The organism is Acidobacteriota bacterium (assembly GCA_018001935.1).
Classification (GTDB): Bacteria; Acidobacteriota; JAAYUB01; order JAAYUB01; family JAAYUB01; genus JAGNHB01.
On record JAGNHB010000019.1, the window covers coordinates 17649 to 35145 of the forward strand.

Annotated in this window: 12 protein-coding genes; 11 read left to right on the top strand and 1 reads right to left on the bottom strand. The window is 67.8% G+C overall.

What is annotated here, in order from left to right:
• Positions 1 to 37 precede the first annotated feature (37 nt).
• Positions 38 to 1120: a M48 family metalloprotease gene (locus KA419_09470; protein ID MBP7866166.1), complete on the bottom strand. Its 1083-nt coding sequence runs from the start codon at positions 1118 to 1120 to the stop codon at positions 38 to 40.
• A gap of 242 nt (positions 1121 to 1362) precedes the next feature.
• Here KA419_09470 and KA419_09475 point away from each other — a divergent pair, with 242 nt between their 5' ends.
• From KA419_09475 to KA419_09525, 11 genes are all read left to right on the top strand, one after another.
• The gene (locus tag KA419_09475; protein MBP7866167.1) at positions 1363 to 4746 is read left to right on the top strand and encodes a PAS domain S-box protein; all 3384 of its coding nucleotides are present in this window, start codon (positions 1363 to 1365) and stop codon (positions 4744 to 4746) included.
• Positions 4747 to 4828: 82 nt separating this feature from the next.
• Positions 4829 to 6283, top strand: a complete 1455-nt coding sequence (locus KA419_09480; protein ID MBP7866168.1) for a response regulator — start codon at positions 4829 to 4831, stop codon at positions 6281 to 6283.
• On the top strand, positions 6280 to 6726 hold the full coding sequence (locus KA419_09485; protein ID MBP7866169.1) for an ATP-binding protein: 447 nt from the start codon (positions 6280 to 6282) through the stop codon (positions 6724 to 6726). Before KA419_09480 ends, KA419_09485 begins: the two co-directional genes overlap by 4 nt.
• Positions 6723 to 8945, top strand: a complete 2223-nt coding sequence (locus tag KA419_09490) for a methyl-accepting chemotaxis protein (protein MBP7866170.1) — start codon at positions 6723 to 6725, stop codon at positions 8943 to 8945. The genes KA419_09485 and KA419_09490 overlap by 4 nt, the downstream gene beginning before the upstream one ends.
• A 7-nt stretch (positions 8946 to 8952) precedes the next feature.
• Positions 8953 to 11085, top strand: a complete 2133-nt coding sequence (locus KA419_09495) for a methyl-accepting chemotaxis protein (protein MBP7866171.1) — start codon at positions 8953 to 8955, stop codon at positions 11083 to 11085.
• Positions 11086 to 11143: 58 nt separating this feature from the next.
• A complete protein-coding gene (locus KA419_09500) occupies positions 11144 to 12256 on the top strand; it encodes a histidinol-phosphate transaminase (GenBank protein MBP7866172.1) in 1113 nt (370 codons plus the stop codon).
• Position 12257: 1 nt separating this feature from the next.
• Positions 12258 to 12944: a (d)CMP kinase gene (locus KA419_09505; GenBank protein ID MBP7866173.1), complete on the top strand. Its 687-nt coding sequence runs from the start codon at positions 12258 to 12260 to the stop codon at positions 12942 to 12944.
• Positions 12944 to 13597: a riboflavin synthase gene (locus tag KA419_09510; GenBank protein MBP7866174.1), complete on the top strand. Its 654-nt coding sequence runs from the start codon at positions 12944 to 12946 to the stop codon at positions 13595 to 13597. The genes KA419_09505 and KA419_09510 overlap by 1 nt, the downstream gene beginning before the upstream one ends.
• 232 nt (positions 13598 to 13829) lie before the next feature.
• Positions 13830 to 15305 (top strand): amino acid permease, encoded by a 1476-nt coding sequence (locus KA419_09515; GenBank protein MBP7866175.1) that lies wholly within the window; start codon positions 13830 to 13832, stop codon positions 15303 to 15305.
• Between the two features lie 338 nt (positions 15306 to 15643).
• The gene (locus KA419_09520; GenBank protein MBP7866176.1) at positions 15644 to 16894 is read left to right on the top strand and encodes a hypothetical protein; all 1251 of its coding nucleotides are present in this window, start codon (positions 15644 to 15646) and stop codon (positions 16892 to 16894) included.
• Between the two features lie 79 nt (positions 16895 to 16973).
• Complete coding sequence (locus tag KA419_09525; protein MBP7866177.1) at positions 16974 to 17432, top strand: hypothetical protein; 459 nt, start codon at positions 16974 to 16976, stop codon at positions 17430 to 17432.
• Positions 17433 to 17497 lie beyond the last annotated feature (65 nt).

Sequence of the window (17497 nt, forward strand, 5' to 3'; positions counted from 1 at the left end):
ACCACACGAACCACACGAACGGGGAAGGCTGATTTTTTCAGTCGTCCGAGCGTTTGAGGACGGGCTTGTCCTCTTCCTTCTCCTTGCCCTTCTTCGATGACTTTTCCTCTTTCTCCTGTTTGTCCTGCCGTTCCTGCTGGGTGTCGTCCTCCGTCTCGGTGTCGGTCCGGCGCTTGAGGGTCGGTTTGTTGCCGTCCTTCCCGGGCCCCTTCTTCGCCTTCTTGTCGGAGAGGGCGACGTTGTCAAAGAGGTTCAGCCGGTTCTTGGCCGTGTCGTAGACGGAGGAGGTGGTGACGTAGCGCTCCTTGGCGGGCAGGCACTTCGCGATGATCTGCCGGATCAGGGTCAGGCGGTCCGGCGTCGTGGGGTGGGTCCGGAACCAGGAGGCCAGCTTGCCGGGTTGTTTCTTCTCCTGGGCCAGCATCTTCTCGAAGAAGGTGACGAACCCCTCGGGGTCGTAGCCGGCGTTCCAGGCGTACTGGGCGCCCAGGACGTCCGCCTCCTTCTCCGACCCGCGGGAGACCCCGAGCAGCTTGAGGTCGAGCGCCAGCCCGAGGCTGTTTTGAATGATCATGCCCGCGGCCCCCCCGATGAAGATCGTCGGGATGGAGGCGTAGTTGAGGATCTGCATCTTGGACATCATCTCGGTGGCGTGGCGCGCCGCCACGTGGGCGATCTCGTGGCAGAGGACCCCCACCAGCTCGTCCTCGGTCTGGGTGGACTGGATGAGGCCCTTGTTGACGTAGAGGAACCCGCCGGGGAGGGCGAAGGCGTTCACCTCGTCGCTGTCCACCAGCCGGACCCGGAAGGGCACCTTGGCGTCGCTGTGCCGTACGAGGGTCTTGACCAGGGATTCGAGGTACTCCTGGATCTCCGGGTCCTTGATGAACTTGATGCTCTGGTCCATCTGCGCGGCGATCTCGGCCCCGAGCTGGATCTCCTTGTCAAAGGAGATGAAGTTGGGAAAGATCAGGTAGATCCTCCCGTTGATCTCGCGTTTCCCGATGTTCTCCACGTCGGGGAAGGTGCACTTGAAGTCGCCGGACGCCCGGAGGGACCCGGCCCCGGACAGGGCGCCCAGCAGCAGGAGCGCGGCGGTGCGGATGACGTGTCGCGGCATGGTTTCCTCCTCTTGCCCCCCCGGGCGACTCCAGTGTATCACGGAACCGGGGCCGGTTCAACGGCGCCGGCCGGCCGGGGGGCGGCGCCCCGTCGGCGGGGGGCGAAAGGTTGGATGCAGGATCCGCCGAACGAGGCGTTCCGGTGGGATATTTTCGTGGAGGACATTTTTCAATCAAACAGTTGACCGCTCGGAGACGTTAGGGTATGATGTAGCAAACACTTTCAGGAACCGGCCAACTCATGAAAAAAAGTCTCTTGAAAAAAATGGTCACGCGGAAGGAGGTCCATCCCGTTCTGCGGACCTTCATCGAGCGCTCGGGTGAGCCCGTCACCATTTTCGACCCGGACGGGAGTTCCATCCTGGGGAAGGAGCCGGGGGCGGGAGAGCGCTTTCCGCTGACCTACAACGGGGAGGCCATCGGGCACATCCAGGGCGACGGCGACGCCGTGCACCTGGCCTCGCTCCTGAACTACATCCTGGAAGTGGACGCCCAGGCCAAGTCCATCGCCCAGCACGTCCTCGAGAAGTACAAGGAAGTCACCATGCTCTACGACTTCTCGGAGAAGGTCGGCACCTGCCTCGACCCCCGGGAAGTCGCCAAGCTGGTCATCGAGGAGTCCCGCCACCTCATCTTCGCGGACGTGGTCTTCGTGACCATTCGGGACGAGGCGTCCGGGGTGGTGGAGCGTTTCCTCCCCTCCGGCCAGGAAGACGCCCTCTCCCGGGATGACCGGTTGGCCTCGCTGGCGAACCTGGTCTGGGAGAAGGCGGAGATCGTCAACGAGATCGGCGCCGACTCCCGGCTCGAGGCGTTCCGGGGCCTCGTCAGCTCGCTCATGCTGGCGCCGCTGAAGATCAAGGACCGCGTGTTCGGCTGCATCATCGCTTTCAGCCGCGTTCCCTACAGCTACTCGGCCGAGGACCTGAAGATGCTCGTGGCGCTGGCGTCCCCCGCCGCCGCCACCATGGAGGTCGCGCTGCTGTTCGACCGCCTGAAACGGTCCGAGGAGAGTTACCGGGACCTCTTCGACGGCATCAACGACGCGGTGCTGATCCTCGACCCCGAGGGGCGCCTGCGGAACGTCAACCGGACCGCCGTGGACCAGCTCCGTCACCAGCGTCACGACCTGCTGGGCATGACCGTCTCGAACTTCATCCCCTCCGAGAGCGAAGGGGCCTTCCAGGAGATGATGGACGCCACGGTGAAGTCGGGGCGGGCCATCTTCGAGTCGAACTTCCTGCGGAAGGACGGGTCGGTCTTCCCGGTGGAGATCCACCTCCGGACGGTGGAGTACCAGGGTGAGACCGCGCTGCTGGGGGTCGCCCGCGACATCACGGAGCGCCGGCGCGTCGAGGAGGAGATCCGCTGGAAGGAAGCCCTCCTCCGGGCCATGACCTCCGCCTCCCCTCTGGCGTTCTACGTCGTCGACAACCGGACCGACGCCATCCTCTACTTCAACCGTCGCTTCGTGGACATCTGGAAGATCGAGCACATGACCGGCCAGATGAAGCGGAGCGAGGTCGCCAACCGGGAGGTCATGGAGCTCTGCTTCCCCGCCCTCGTCGAGGCGGACGGGTTCCGGAAATCCTGGGAGCCGCTCCAGAGCGAGAACAACCGCACCGTGGTGGACGAGGAGTTTCTCACCACCGACGGGAGGACCCTTCGGCACTTCTCGGGGCAGATCCGGGACGAGCGCTTCAACTACTTCGGCCGGCTGCACATCTTCGAGGACATCACGGAACGCAAGCGGGTGGAGGCCGCCCTCAAGCACCGGATGGAGATGGAGCGCCTGGTGATCGGGATTTCCAGCCGCTTCATGAACCTGACCCTGGACTACATGGACATGGAGATCAACCGGTCCCTCGAGATCCTGGGCCAGTTCACCCGCGCGCACATCTGCCAGATCTTCCAGTCCTCCCCGGACGGCAACAGCCTGATGCGGACCCACTGCTGGTCGGCCGGCCGGCAGGATCCCGGGGACCCCGTCGAGTTCTCGGCGGAGGAGGCCGCCTGGTGGCTGGACGGTCTGCGAATGGAAAACCACATCTTCCTGCGGACGATGAACGACCTTCCCGAGGAGGCCGTGCTCGGCGACCAGGGTTTCCCCGACGAGGAGACGGAGTCCCTGATCGCCGTCCCCATGATCTACCAGGAGCGGTGCGTCGGGATCCTGACGTTCGAGTTCTCCTCCGAGCGGCGGGACTGGATGGCCGAGGACATCGCCTTCCTCCGGATGGCCGGGGACATCTTCATCAACGCCCTCGAGCGCGAGAAGGCCGTGGAAGCCCTGCGGGAGGAGCGGGCCCTCCTTGCCCGCCGCGTCGCGGAACGGACCGCGGAACTCAGCACCGCCAACGTGGAGCTGGCCCGCGCCTCCCGGATGAAGGACCAGTTCCTCGCCAACATGAGCCACGAGCTGCGGACGCCCCTCAACGCCATCCTCGGCCTGGCGGAGGCCCTCCAGGAGCAGACGCGGGGCCCCCTCAACGAGCGGCAGCTCCACTCGCTGCGCACCATCGAGGAGAGCGGGCGGCACCTCCTCTCGCTCATCAACGACATCCTGGACCTCTCCAAGATCGAGGCCGGGAAAATGGAATTCAACCCGCAGCCCATCCTGACGGAGGCGGTCTGCCAGGCGAGCCTGCGGATCATCCGGCAGGCAGCCGCCAAGAAGCACATCTCCGTGGACTTCGAGATGGACGGCCAGGTCATGACCATCACCGCGGACGACCGCCGGCTGAAGCAGATCCTCGTCAACCTCCTCACCAACGCCGTGAAGTTCACCCCGGAGGGGGGCTCCATCGGGCTGAACGTCAGCCTCAACGAAAACCGCGACCGGGTCGTCCTGACGGTGTGGGACACCGGGATCGGCATCCCGCGGGAGCACCTGGGGGACCTCTTCAAGCCCTTCGTCCAGGTGGACAGCAGCCTCTCCCGCCGCTACGAGGGGACGGGGCTCGGGCTGGCGCTGGTCGCCAGCCTGGTGGAAATCCACGGCGGGACGGTCGAGGTGGAGAGCGACGTGGGGAAGGGGAGCCGCTTCCGGGTGGCCCTGCCCTGGCAGAAGGCGAAGACCCAGAGCGCGGTGGACGAATCCCCCGGGGCGCGGGAGACGAGGCCCGCCGAAGCGCCCGCCCCCGAACCCCGGCCGGAGCCGTCGCTCCCGGATTACGCGGAGGACACGCTCACGTCCATTCCGGAGGAACTGAAGACCATCGACCTCAAGGCCCTCGCCCGACCGGTCTCCATCGTGCTGGGCGAGGACAACGAAGCCAACATCCAGACCCTGGCGGATTACCTGTCCGACAAGGGGTGCAAGGTCGTCCTGGCCCGGAACGGGCTCGAGATCATCAAGGCGGCGACCGAGGACAAACCGGACCTCATCCTGATGGATGTCCACCTTCCCGTTCTCGACGGGCTCGAGACCACGCGGCGCCTCCGGAAGAGCCCCACGACCTCGGACATCCCCATCATCGCCGTGACGTCCCTGGCGATGACGGGGGACCGGGAGCGCTGCCTGAAGGCCGGGGTCAACCAGTACCTGAGCAAGCCCGTCAAATTGAGAGACCTGCTCCGTATCATCGAAGGGTACGCCCAGCAGCGGGAAGGCGGCCGTTCCTGAGCGCGTCCGCCGCCCCCGGGCCCGGCGGCGCCGGCCGGGGGCGGACGCGCGAGTTTGCCATGATTCCAGTAGGGAGAGACCCATGCTCAAAAGCAAGATCCTGATCGTGGACGATACCCGCGCGGGGAGGGAGACCCTCGAGGAACTCCTCTTCTCCCCCCTGTACGACCTCTTCTTCGCCTGCAACGGCCGGGAGGCGCTCGAGGAGACCGCCCGGGTCACGCCGGACCTCATCCTTCTCGACGTGATGATGCCGGACATGAACGGCTTCGAGGTTTGCCGGAAAGTGCGCCAGGACAGCCGGATGGGTGAGGTGCCCATCATCATGATCACCGCCCTCGACGACTCGGAGTCGCGCCTGGAGGGGATCGAGGCCGGCGCCGACGACTTCATCTCCAAGCCCTTCGACGGGGCGGAACTCCGGGCCCGCGTCCGGACCATCACGCGCCTGAACCGGTACCGCCGTCTCCACCTGGAGCGGGCCAAGTTCGAGTGGGTCATCGAGCGGTCCGGGGACGGGTACCTGACCGTCACGGACCGGGGGGTGATCAACTACGCGAACCCCGCCGCACGGCTGTACCTGGGCCTGAAGGAGGACCTGTCCATCGGCGGTTTCGGCTACTTCGAGGAGGGGCTCCGCGCCCACCACGTCCTCCAGCCCGAGACGTCGTGGAAGGGCGTGCTCGACGGCAGGGTCCCCATCCCCGAAACGCCCCTGTTCCTGATCCGGCCGGCCTCCCAGACGTCCACCGCCCTCTGGCTGGAGGTGACCCCCTTCGACAGCTCGTCGGCGGTCCCCGGCGAGCGCCTGTTCCGCCTGCAGAACGTGAGCAGCCAGATGTCCTCCCAGCGTGAGATGTGGACCTTCTACTCCCGGATCTCCTTCAAGATCAAGACGCCGCTCAGCAGCCTCCTGGGGAACGTCGGCCTCCTCGCCGACGAGGGCCGCAACCTCGCCCCGGAGGAGATCGAGCAACTGGCCATGTCCACGCGCAACGCCGCGGAGAAGCTGAACTCGGAGGTCTCCGACATCCTTCAGTTCCTCCGCGTCCCCACGCTGTCCCGGTTCGGGGAGAAAGTGACCCTCGGCGGTCTCGCGGAGACCGTCCGGGCCGTCGCCGAGGAGATGAACGTGGACGTGAGCGTCGAGGAGATCCCCGAGGACCTCAAGCCCCTGATCCTCTCCATCTCCGACCGCGGCCTGGGGTGGGTCCTGCGCGAACTCTTCGAGAACTCCCACAAGTTCCACCCCCACAACGAACCGCACGTGGACGTCGTCGTCTCGAGCACCGTCCCCAACTGGGTCACGATCCAGGTGCGGGACAACGGTTCCCACCTCGCCCCCTCCCAGCTCAACCGCGCGCTCGTGCCCAACTACCAGGGGGAGAGATACGGGAATGCCATGGTGGAGGGGATGGGCCTCGGGCTTCCCCTGGTGGCCTCCGTCGTCTGGGAGGCCCGGGGTTCGTGCGGGATCCGCAACCGCGACGACGCACCGGGCGTCATCGTGGAGATGAGCTTCCCCGTCCAGGAGTGACGACTTCGCGAAGCGTGGTGGTGAAGGTGGACGATGAACTGAAAGTGCCGGCATCCATGGACCGTCTCCCCGTGATCCTGGACTGGGTGCACGCGCGCGCATCGGCGGCGGGCCTGCGCGAGGAAGCCGTCCGGCACCTGCAGCTGGCGTGCGAGGAGATCGTGGTCAACGTGATCCACCACGCTTACCGGGATGCGGGCGGCGACATCCTCCTGAGGCTCGGGCGCCCGCCCGGGGGCGAGGGGGTCGTGGTGGAGATCTGCGACTGGGGGCCGCCCTGCGACATCCTCGAGATTCCCGAGCCCGACCTGGACCAGGCGGTCGAGGACCGGCCGATCGGCGGCCTGGGGGTCTATCTCGCCCGCCGGGTCACGGATGCCCTGGAGTGGTCCCGCGACGGCGAGCGGAACCGCGTTCGGATCACCAAAAGGAACGACCCTTGACCATCACCCTTCGGCGCAAGATCATCCTCCTGGCGGTGGCCTCCGCCATCCTCCCCGTGCTCTGCCTCCAGCTCCTGCTGACCTGGGGCAAGGGGAAGGTGTCGGAGAAGATCGACGCCGACCTTTACGATCTCGCGCGGAAGAACATCGAACAGATCGCACGGGACGTCTACGCCATGTGCGGCATCACCCGGGACACGACGCAGCGATACCTCTCCCAGTCGATGGGGGCCATCCACCACATCCTCGACAAGCACGGCGCCGTCTCGCTGGCGAAGGAGACGGTGGTCTGGGAGGCGGCGGACCAGGACACCGGCAGGACCGAGCGGGTCGAGCTCCCCCGGATGCTGGTCGGGGGCGTCTGGCTGGGCCAGAACACCGATTTCGGGACGCCCTCGCCGGTGGTGGACGAGATTTTCCTCCTCACGGGGCTGGACACCACCCTCTTCCAGCGCATGAACGAGCGCGGGGACATGCTCCGGGTCGCCAGCCACCTCAAGGCCAAGGACAACCGGCGATCCACCGGGACGTTCATCTCCGCCGTCGAGAAGGACAACCAGCCCAACCCGGTGATCCAGAGCATCCTGGCCGCCCAGCCCTACCGCGGCATGGTCAACTACTGGGGCCAGTCCTCCGTCACCGCCTACGATCCCCTCCTGGACGCGGAGGGGCGCGTGATCGGGATGGTCGGGACGGGGATGAAGGCGGAAGCCATGGACCTCCTCATCCGCACCATCCGGGAGATCCGGGTCGGCAGCACCGGCTACGTGTTCGTGCTGGGCATGCGCAAGGAGCGCCGGGGCGTCTACCTCATCTCCAAGGACCGGAAACGGGACGGGGAGAACCTCCTCGACTTCCGGGACCCCTCCGGGCGCTTCCTGATCCGGGAGATGGTGGAGACGGCCGAGAAGAGCGCCCGGGGCGAGATCAGCCACTTCCGCTACCTCTGGGAGAACCCCGAGGACAAGGCGCCCCGGGCGAAGATCGCCGCCGTCATCTACTTCGAGCCCTTCGACTGGGTCATCGGGGTGGGGACGTACGAGGACGACTACTTCATCGCCCGTCTGGCCGTCGACGATCACCTGTCGAACCTGCTGGTGAACCTGACCCTGGCGGGCTTCGTCCTCCTGGTGCTGGCGGCCGGCACGGCGATCCTGCTGGGCAACCGGATCGCCCGCCCCCTCGGGCTCGTCACGGGCCTGGCCCAGCACGTGGCCCGGGGCGACATCCTGGAAGCCCGAAACGGCCTGTCCGCGATGCCGGAGACACCGGGGGAGAGGGGGGCCAGGGGCTCCAGGGACGAGATCAGCCAGCTGACCGGCGCCTTCCGGGCCATGGCCGACAACCTGGCGGGGCTCATCGGGCAGGTGCAGGCCGCCAGCATGGCCGCCACGGCCTCGACCACCCAGATCGCCGCCTCGGCAAGGCAGCTGGAGGCCACGGTGGCCGAGCAGGCCGCTTCCACCCGCCAGGTGACCGCGTCCAGCCGGGAGATCAGCCAGCGGTCCCAGGAACTGGTCCAGACAGTGGGGGAGGTGTCGGAGACCGTGAGGGAAACCGCCGGGCTCGCCCAGACGGGCCAGGGGGAGATCGCCCGGATGGGGGCGGCGATGGGTCGGCTGGTCAAGGCCACCGAGGCCATCTCGACCCGCCTGTCGGTCATCAACGACCGGGCCAACCGGATCTCCAACGTGGTGACGGCCATCAACAAGATCTCCGACCAGACGACCCTCCTTTCCCTGAACGCGGCCATCGAGGCGGAAAAGGCCGGGGAGTACGGCCGGGGGTTCTCGGTGGTGGCCCGGGAGGTCAGCCGGCTGGCGGACCGGACCGCGGCGGCCACCCAGGACATCGAGAACATGGTCCGGGAGATGCAGTCCTCGGTTTCGTCGGGCGTCATGGAGATGGACAAGTTCGCCGACGAGGTCCGCCGCGGGGTCTCGGAGGTGGGGGCCATCGGGCATCGGCTCGAGCGGATCATCGACGAGGTCCGGACGCTGGAGCCGCGGTTCCTTTCGGTGACCGGGGGGATGGATGCCCAGTCCGAGAGCGCCCGACAGATCAGCGAGTCCATGGACCAGCTGTCACTGACCGCGGAACAGACCCGCCAGGCCCTCTCCGAGTTCAAGCGCGTCGCCGAGCATCTCGACGACGCGGTGAAGGAACTCCTCGCGGAGATCTCCCACTTCCGGGTCGTCGAACGACCCTCCGGGGAGTGAGGTGCCCATGACGGGAAGGTTCCTGAACCGCCTGCGGATCTCCCAGAAGCTGCTGCTGAGTTCCCTGGCGTTTTCCCTGCCCATCGCCGTCCTGCTCTACTTCGTCGTGGGCGCGTACAACCGGAACATCGAGCTGGCCCGGTCCGAGATCGTGGGGAACCGGTTCTGCCGCTATGCCTACGACCTGCTGGGGCTGGTTTCCGAGAACCTCCGGCTGGCCGGGATGGCCCGTCCCGGCGACGCCGCGTCGGAAGTGCCCCTGCACCAGGTCGAACAAGACACGGAGAAGGCCTTGGCCGCCTTTTTCGCCGGCTGGGGCCGTTATGGCGGGGAACTCCAGATCACCGCCCCCGACCTGGAGAAAGCGGGCATGGGCTACCTCTCGCCCGACACGGTGCGAGGGCTGTGGGCGTCGATCCGTCGGGCACGGCTCGCGGGCAACTTCGCCGAGGTGGAGCGGCTGTCCTGCCAACTGCTCGGCAGCCTCGAAAAGCTGACGACACGGGCCATCGGGGTCAGCCACCTCTTCACGGACCCCGACCTCGACACCTGCTACCTCATGGACGCCGTCCACCTGGGCATGCCGAACCTCATCGCCCGGCTCTACACCGTCTACGGACGTCTGCCGGGGCAGGGCACCGGCGCCGGGGTGCTCACCGAGATGGCCCGGACCCTGCTCGCCCCCGCCGTGGTGATCCAGGAGGCCGACCTCCCGAGGATCCGGACCGACCTCGAGGGGGCCATCCGGGAAGACCGGAACTACTACGGCGTTTCCGTGACGCTCCAGGGCGAGCTGTTCACCATGCTGGGGGACTTCGAGATCAAGGCCCGGTCCTTCGTGAGTTCCGTCCCCGCCCTGCTCCACCCGTCCGCCGACGCCGCCATGGCCCAGCGGGCGAGGGAAACCGCCCGGGCCGCCATCGCGTCGGGGACGAGCTTCTGGCGCGCGGCGGGCGCCGAACTGCACAACATGCTCGAGGCGCGGATCTCGGTGCACGGGTGGCGGCGGGCGACCGCGCTCCTGCTCTCCTTCCTTGCCCTCGCCCTCGCCGTCTGGTTCGTGCTCCGGATCTCCCGGGGGATCACGCGCCCGCTGGAGGCCGTCACGCGGATCGCGGCCCACATCGCGTCCGGTGACCTCGGCAAGGCCCGGGAAATCCTCGCGGCCCACGGCGGGGCGCGGAGCGGCGGCCCCGGGGCGGTCGCCGGCGGCGACGAGGCGTGCCGGCTCTTCCAGGCGTTCCACTCCATGATCACGGGGCTCGACTCCCTCCTGGCGCAGGCGGCCCGGTCGGGGGCCCAGGTTTCGGCCGCCGCCGCCCGCATTGCGGCATCCGCCCGGGAACTCGAGGCCGCCGTGGCGGAGCAGGCCGCTTCCACCACCGAGGTCTCGACCACCAGCCGGCAGATTTCGTCCACCACCCAGGACCTCGCGGGGACCATGACCGAGGTGACGGCGCTGTCCTCCGAGGCCTCCCGGTTGACGGGGAGCGGCCGCGAGGACCTCCGCGACATCGACAGCACCGTGCAGCGGCTCCTGGCGGCCGCCCTGGAGATCTCCGCCAAGCTCGACGTCATCCGCCGGCGGACGGCGGGCATCACCGACATCGTCTCCGCCATCACCCTGGTGGCCAACCGGACGAACCTCCTCTCCCTCAACGCCGCCATCGAAGCCGAGAAGGCCGGCGAGTCGGGGCGGGGGTTCTCGGTGGTCGCCCGGGAGATCCGGCGCCTGGCCGACCAGACGTCCGTCGCCGCCATGGACATCGAGGCGATGATCACCGAGATGCACGAGGCCGTCACCGAGGGCGTCGCCGAGGTGGGCCGCTTCACGGGCCAGACCACCGAGGCCTCCGCCAAGATCGGCGTCATCATCGACCGCCTGGGCGGCGTCATCGACCAGACCGGCTCCCTGGTCCCCCGCTTCGAAGTGGTCAACCAGGGGATGCAGATCCAGTCCCAGAGCGCCGGGCAGATCAGCCAGGCCATGGACCGGCTGGCGGAGGGCATTCTCCAGACCCGGGACTCCGCGGCGGAGTTCAAGAACGTGACGGACCAGATCGAGGAGGCCGCCCGCAGCCTGCAGCGCGAACTGGCGGCCTTCACCGGCAGCCGGGGGACCGTCGCGGACGCCCCCTGACGGACGGGGGCCGGGAGCGGACCCTGCACCTTCGAACACAACCCCGCGGGGAGGAACCATGATCATCGACCACGTCCCGTCGCACATCCTGAGGATTCAGCCCTACCAGCCCGGAAAGCCCATCGCCGAGGTCCAGCGGGAGCAGGGCCTGGAGTGCGTCATCAAGCTGGCTTCCAACGAGAACCCCCTCGGGCCCTCCCCGAAGGCCGTGGAGGTCATCAAGCACAACGTGGAGGAACTGCACTACTACCCCGAGGACAGCGGGTTCTACCTGAAGAAGCGGATCAGCGACAAGTTCGGGGTCGAGCCGGCCATGATCTGTCTCGGCAACGGCTCGTCGGAGATCATCGTCAACGTGGGGCGGGCCTTCCTCAAGCCCGGGGACGAGGTGCTGACCTCGGAGAAGAGCTTCGTCCTGTACTACCTTTGCGGCGCGTACCTGGGGATCCCCACCGTCAGCGCCCCCATGGCGGGTCTCGCCTACGACCTCGACGCCCTGGCCGCGCGCATCGGGCCCGCGACCCGGGTCATTTTCCTGGCGAACCCCAACAACCCCACCGGGACCTACTTCTCCCGCGACGCGCTGGCGAAGTTTCTGGCCGTCGTGCCGGACGACGCCCTGGTGGTGCTGGACGAGGCCTACAACGAGTACATCACCGAGCCGGACTACCCCCGGGGCCTCGACTTCCTCCCGCGCCACCCCAACCTCCTGGTCCTGCACTCCTTCTCCAAGATTTACGGCTTGGCGGGAATCCGGGTGGGCTACGGGATCGGGGACCCCTCGGTGGTGGACATCCTCAACCGGGTCAAGCTGCCTTTCAACGCCAACGCCCTCGGCCAGGACGCCGCCACGGCGGCCCTGGACGACGACGCGTTCGTGGAGCGGTCCCGGAAGGTCAACCACGAGGGGCTGGACTTCCTGCACGGTTTCCTGGCGTCGCACGGGTACGCCTTCCAGCGGAGCGTGGGGAATTTCGTCATGGTGAGCCTCCCCGTGGACGGTAAGGTGGTGGCCGGGCTCATGGAGAAGCAGGGCGTGATCGTCCGCCCGTTGCGGTCCTTCGGCATCCCGAACGCCATCCGGGTGACCGCGGGGGTCCGCGAGGAGAACGAGCGGTTCGCGGCCGCCTTCCACGACGTCATGTCCGGCCTCTCCTCGGGAGGGCTGTGACATGCGGATTGCCCTCGACGGCCCGTGCGGGGCCGGCAAAAGCACCCTCGGACGGCTCCTGGCCCAGCGCTTGGGTTACGTCTACATCGACACCGGCGCCATGTACCGGGCCGTGGCCCTGTGCGCCCTGGAGAGCGGGGTCTCCCTGGACGACCCCGCCGCCCTGGAAGCGCTGGCCGGGAACCTCCGGATGGAGTTCAAACCCTGCGGCGAACGGCAGAAGCTCTTCGTGGAGAAGTGGGACGTGACCGACGCCATCCGGTCGCCCCGGGTTTCCCAGGGCGCCTCCAGGGTGTCGGCGATCCCGGGCGTGCGCCGGGCCATGGTGAAACTGCAGCGCGAGATGAGTGCCGACACCGACGTCGTCATGGACGGGCGGGACATCGGGACCGTCGTCTTCCCCGACGCCGAGGTGAAATTCTACCTGGACGCTGCCGTCGAGGAGCGCGCCCAGCGACGGTGGGCCGAGGACCGGGGCCGGGGGCTCGACGCCGATTACGACGAGATCCTCCGGGAGATCCGGGAGCGTGACCACCGCGACATGCACCGTTCCGACTCCCCCCTCCGCCGGGCGGAGGACGCCGTCCCCATCGACTCCTCGGGTCTCGGGGTGGAAGACGTCCTCGGCCGGATGCTGGACCACGTTTCCCGGGTGATCGTCGGGAAACGCCGGGCGGGGAAACCCTGATGTTCACGGGGATCGTGGAGGCGGTGGGAACGGTCCGCCGGGCGGGGGCGCACGCGCTGACCCTCGAGGCCCCCACCCTGGTTCCCCGGTTGAACCGGGGCGACAGCGTGGCGGTGAACGGCGTCTGCCTGACCGCCTCCCGACTCGAGGAGCGGCACTTCGAGGCGGACGTGTCCGCGGAAACCCTGTCCAGGACCAACCTGGGCGCCCTGCGGCCCGGTTCCCCCGTGAACCTCGAAACCGCCCTCACCCTGGGCAAACCCCTGGGCGGACACCTCCTGACCGGCCACGTGGACTGCACCGGCCGCCTCGCCGAGATCCGGCGCTCGCCCGAGTCCTGGGTCGTGCACGTCACCTTTCCCCCCGGCTTCGCCCGGTACGTCGTGGACCGGGGGTCCATCGCCGTGGACGGGGTCAGCCTGACCGTGGCCGCCGTCGAGGGGGACGGGGTTCGCCTCGCCCTGATCCCCCACACGCTGGGGGAAACCACGCTGTCGGGGACCCGGCCGGGGACCGTGGTGAACCTGGAGTTCGACATCCTGGGGAAGTACGTGGCCCGCTGCCTGGACCTCCGGGCCGGGGGAGGTCCGTCGTCGGAGACGGCAGACGACCGGGCGCTGTCTCTCGACAGCCTTCGGCGGATGGGATTTTAGCCCGGATGCAAAACCTCTGCCCGGGCCGGGAAGACGGCGGCACAAGGGCCCGCGCGCGGAGTCGGAGCCGCGCGCGGAGTCGGAGCCGCGCGCGTAAGCAAGCGGTCAGCGTAAACCCGGAACGTTCTGACCGCTCCCTGACGGTCGCGGCTCCGACTCGGTCGCGGCTCCGACTTGGTCGCGGCTCCGACTCGGTCGCGGCTCCGATCCGCCCCTTCAAGGAGAGCACCGCGTGAGCCTTTTCCGAAAGAAATCCCTGGAAACTCTCCTCGAGGAACTCCACGGCGAGAACCGCCTTCGCCGGGTCCTGGGTCCCGTGGGCCTTTCCAGCCTGGGCGTGGGGGCCATCATCGGCGCCGGGATCTTCGCCCTGACGGGGGTGGCGGCCCACGACAAGGCCGGCCCCGGCCTGGTGCTCTCCTTCGTGGCCGCCGGCCTGGCGTGCGTGTTCTCGGCGCTGTGCTACGCCGAGTTCGCCTCCATGGTGCCGGTGGCGGGGTCGGCCTACACCTACGCCTACGCCACCATGGGGGAGCTGTTCGCCTGGATCATCGGGTGGGACCTGGTGCTGGAGTACTCGGTCTCCTCGGCCACGGTGGCCAACAGCTGGTCGTCGCACATCCAGGATTTCCTCCGCAGCCTCGGGTTCCACGTTCACCCCCTGTTCGCGAGGGCACCCGTCGAATACGACCCCGACCGGGGCTTTTTTTCGACCGGGGCGATCGTGGACCTGCCGGCGATCCTGATCGTGTTCGTCATCACCGTGATCCTGGTGAAGGGGATCCGGGAGAGCGCCCGCTTCAACATCGTCATGGTGGCCGTCAAGCTGGCGGTGGTTCTCTTCGTGATCCTGGTGGGCGCCTTCTTCGTCAACCCCGCCAACTGGACCCCGTTCGCGCCTTACGGCTACACGGGGGTGAGCTTCTTCGGGCACACGGTCCTGGGCAGCGCCGGCAGGGACGGCGCCCCCCTGGGGATCCTGGCCGGGGCCGCGGTGATCTTCTTCGCCTACATCGGCTTCGACTCCGTCTCCACCCACGCCGAGGAGGCGAAGCGGCCGCAGCGGGACGTCCCCATCGGCATCATCGCCTCGCTTTTGATCTGCACGGTCCTGTACATCGCCGTGGCGGCGGTGCTGACGGGGATGGTCCGCTACGACCAGCTGGACATCAAGGCCCCCGTGGCGGACGCCTTCCGCCAGGCGGGGCTGCCCTGGGCCCAGCGCCTCATCGACATCGGCGCCCTGACGGGCCTGACCTCGGTGCTCCTGGTGATGATGCTCTCCCAGCCGCGGGTGCTCCTGGCCATGGCCCGGGACGGGATGGTCTCGGAGCGCTTCTTTGGGGATGTTCACGAGCGCTTCCGGACCCCGTGGAAGTCCACCATCCTCACGGGGGCCGGCGTGGCCCTCATGGCCTCCCTCCTGCCGTTGCGGATCCTGGCGGAACTCACCAACATCGGCACGCTGCTGGCCTTCGTCATGGTGTGCCTGGCGGTGCTCATCATGCGCCGGCGGCGGCCCGACGCGGAGCGGCCGTTCCGCGCCCCGCTCTACCCGCTGACGCCCCTCCTGGGGATCGTCTTCTGCCTGCTGCTCATGTTCTCCCTGCCCGTGGAGAACTGGTACCGGCTCTTCGCCTGGCTGGCCGTCGGCTTCGCGATTTTCTTCCTCTACAGCCGCCGCCACAGCAAGCTGAACCGTCCCTGATCCCGACCCGTGCAAGCCGGAAAAGAACCACGAACCCCACGAACCGCACAAACCGGGCGGAAGGCGCGTACGCGGCCGGGCGGAAGCGAGTCCGGGCCGCGCGCGCCGTCGGAGCCGCGCGCATCGTCGGAGCCGCGCGCGGAGTCGGAGCCGCGCGCGTAAGCAAGCGGTCAGCCGCTCGGATAAGCAAGCGGTCAGCGTAAACCCGGAACGTTCTGACCGCTCCCTGACGGTCGCGGCTCCGATGCAACCCTGGAAGGCACTCGCAACGGCCTTGCCGAAAGCAGGGCGATCGCTGTATAGTGATGCGTTCCGATCCCTGCCGCGAGGAGTCCTGCATGGAAACCGACCGACCGTTGCACCGCTTTTCCCCCCGACACGCCTTTTCGGCGACCCTGGCCGCGGTTTTTCTCTGTGCCCTGGTCGCACCCTGGGCGCCCGCCTGCACCACCGCCGTGATCTCGGGGGCCGCCACCGCCGACGGTCGGCCGATCCTGTGGAAGAACCGGGACGCCGACGACCTCCACAACGAGCTGTTCTACGGCGCCGACGGCCGCTACGCCTACGTGGGGGTGGTCAATCACGGGGACGCCGACGGCTTGCAGATCTGGGCCGGGCTCAACGAGAAGGGCTTCGCCGTCATGAACTCCGCCTCCTACAACCTCGGGGACAACGAAGACACCAAGGCCGAGGGGATGTTCATGAAACGGGCGCTCCAGTGCTGCGCCACCGTCGAGGACTTCCAGGCCCTGCTGGAGCGGGGCAACGACGGCCTCCGCGACGTGGCCGCCAACTTCGGGGTCATCGACGCCCGCGGGGGCGCCGCCTTCTTCGAGACCTGCAACGGGACGTACAAGCGCTACGATGCCACGGACCCCGCCCAGGCCCCTCGGGGCTTCCTGGTCCGGTCGAATTACAGCCACTCCGGCAAACCCGACAAGGGGACCGGTTTCCTTCGGGAGGCGCGGGCCCTGCGACTGATCACGGACCTGGCCGACGCGAAGAACCTGACGCCGCGGTCCCTCCTTTCCGACGTCTGTCGTGACGTCGCCAACCCCCACATCGGCTCCGACCCCAACACCGAGTCGAAATCCGGCGACCCCGAGTACGCCTACGTGGGGGACAGCATCGCCCGCCAGGACACGTCCAGCGTCTTCGTGGCGGCCGGGGTGAAAGCGGGGGAGGACCCCGTCCTGGCCACGGCCTGGGTCGTCCTCGGCCTCCCCACCACCGGGGCCGCCGTGCCGGTCTGGGTGGGGGCCGGCTCCGTGCCGCCCCAGGCGGCGGCCTCCCGGAAGAACGCCCCGCTCAACGAGGCCTTTGCCCGCATCGGCCGGTGGCTCTGCCCCGACCAGCGGGGCGACCTGCGTCGCTACATCCGGCGGGACCGCTGGTCCGACCCCGGGGGCGGGGTGCGCGCGCTGCTGTTCCGGGTCGAGGCGGAGTCCTTCCGGAAGGTGGAGGCACAGTTGGCGGCGTGGCGAAAGGAAACCCCGACGGCCGACGGGATGGCCGGCTTCCAGAACGCCGTGGCCCGGGACACCCTCGCCGCGGTGAACCGCTTCCTGGCCGGCCTGGACACCCCGTAGTGGCGCCGGCTTCAGCCGGCGCGGACAAGCCAACGCCGGGACCACCCGAAACCTATTTAAACAGGCCGGTTACCCTTCGATGAAGCAGAAAGGCCAACAAGACCTGCCATACTTTACCCGGATACTCGCCTTCTCGGGGACCGTTTACGCCCTCCTCGCGCTGCTGCTGGGACTGGTTCCTTTCTTCTTCCCCGCCTGGTGCGGGTCCGGAATTGACTACCGGTATGTCTTCGGATGCGACTTGGTCCTGTCCGGCTTGCTGATTCTGGCCTGCGTCCTGATCCTCGGAATGAAACCGCCCCTGGGGAAAGTCCTGCTGGTGGTTTTTTCTTTGGCCAAGTTGTCTGAGACCGTCCTGCTGGTCCTGCTCGACGCCGGGTATGCGGATTTCGAGGGATTCGTGCTGCTCAGTATCGTTCCTCTGTTCCTTCTGGGAGCATGCCTGTTCGACCTCAACCCCTTCCGGCAGGAGCGGAAGGGACGAAAGGACCCAAACGACCAAAGGGACCCAAAGGACGGCGAGGGGTTGGGAACCTGAGCATGGAACGCTTGAACCCTTACAGCCCAGCCCGGATAAAGCGGAAAAGAACCACGGAATACACG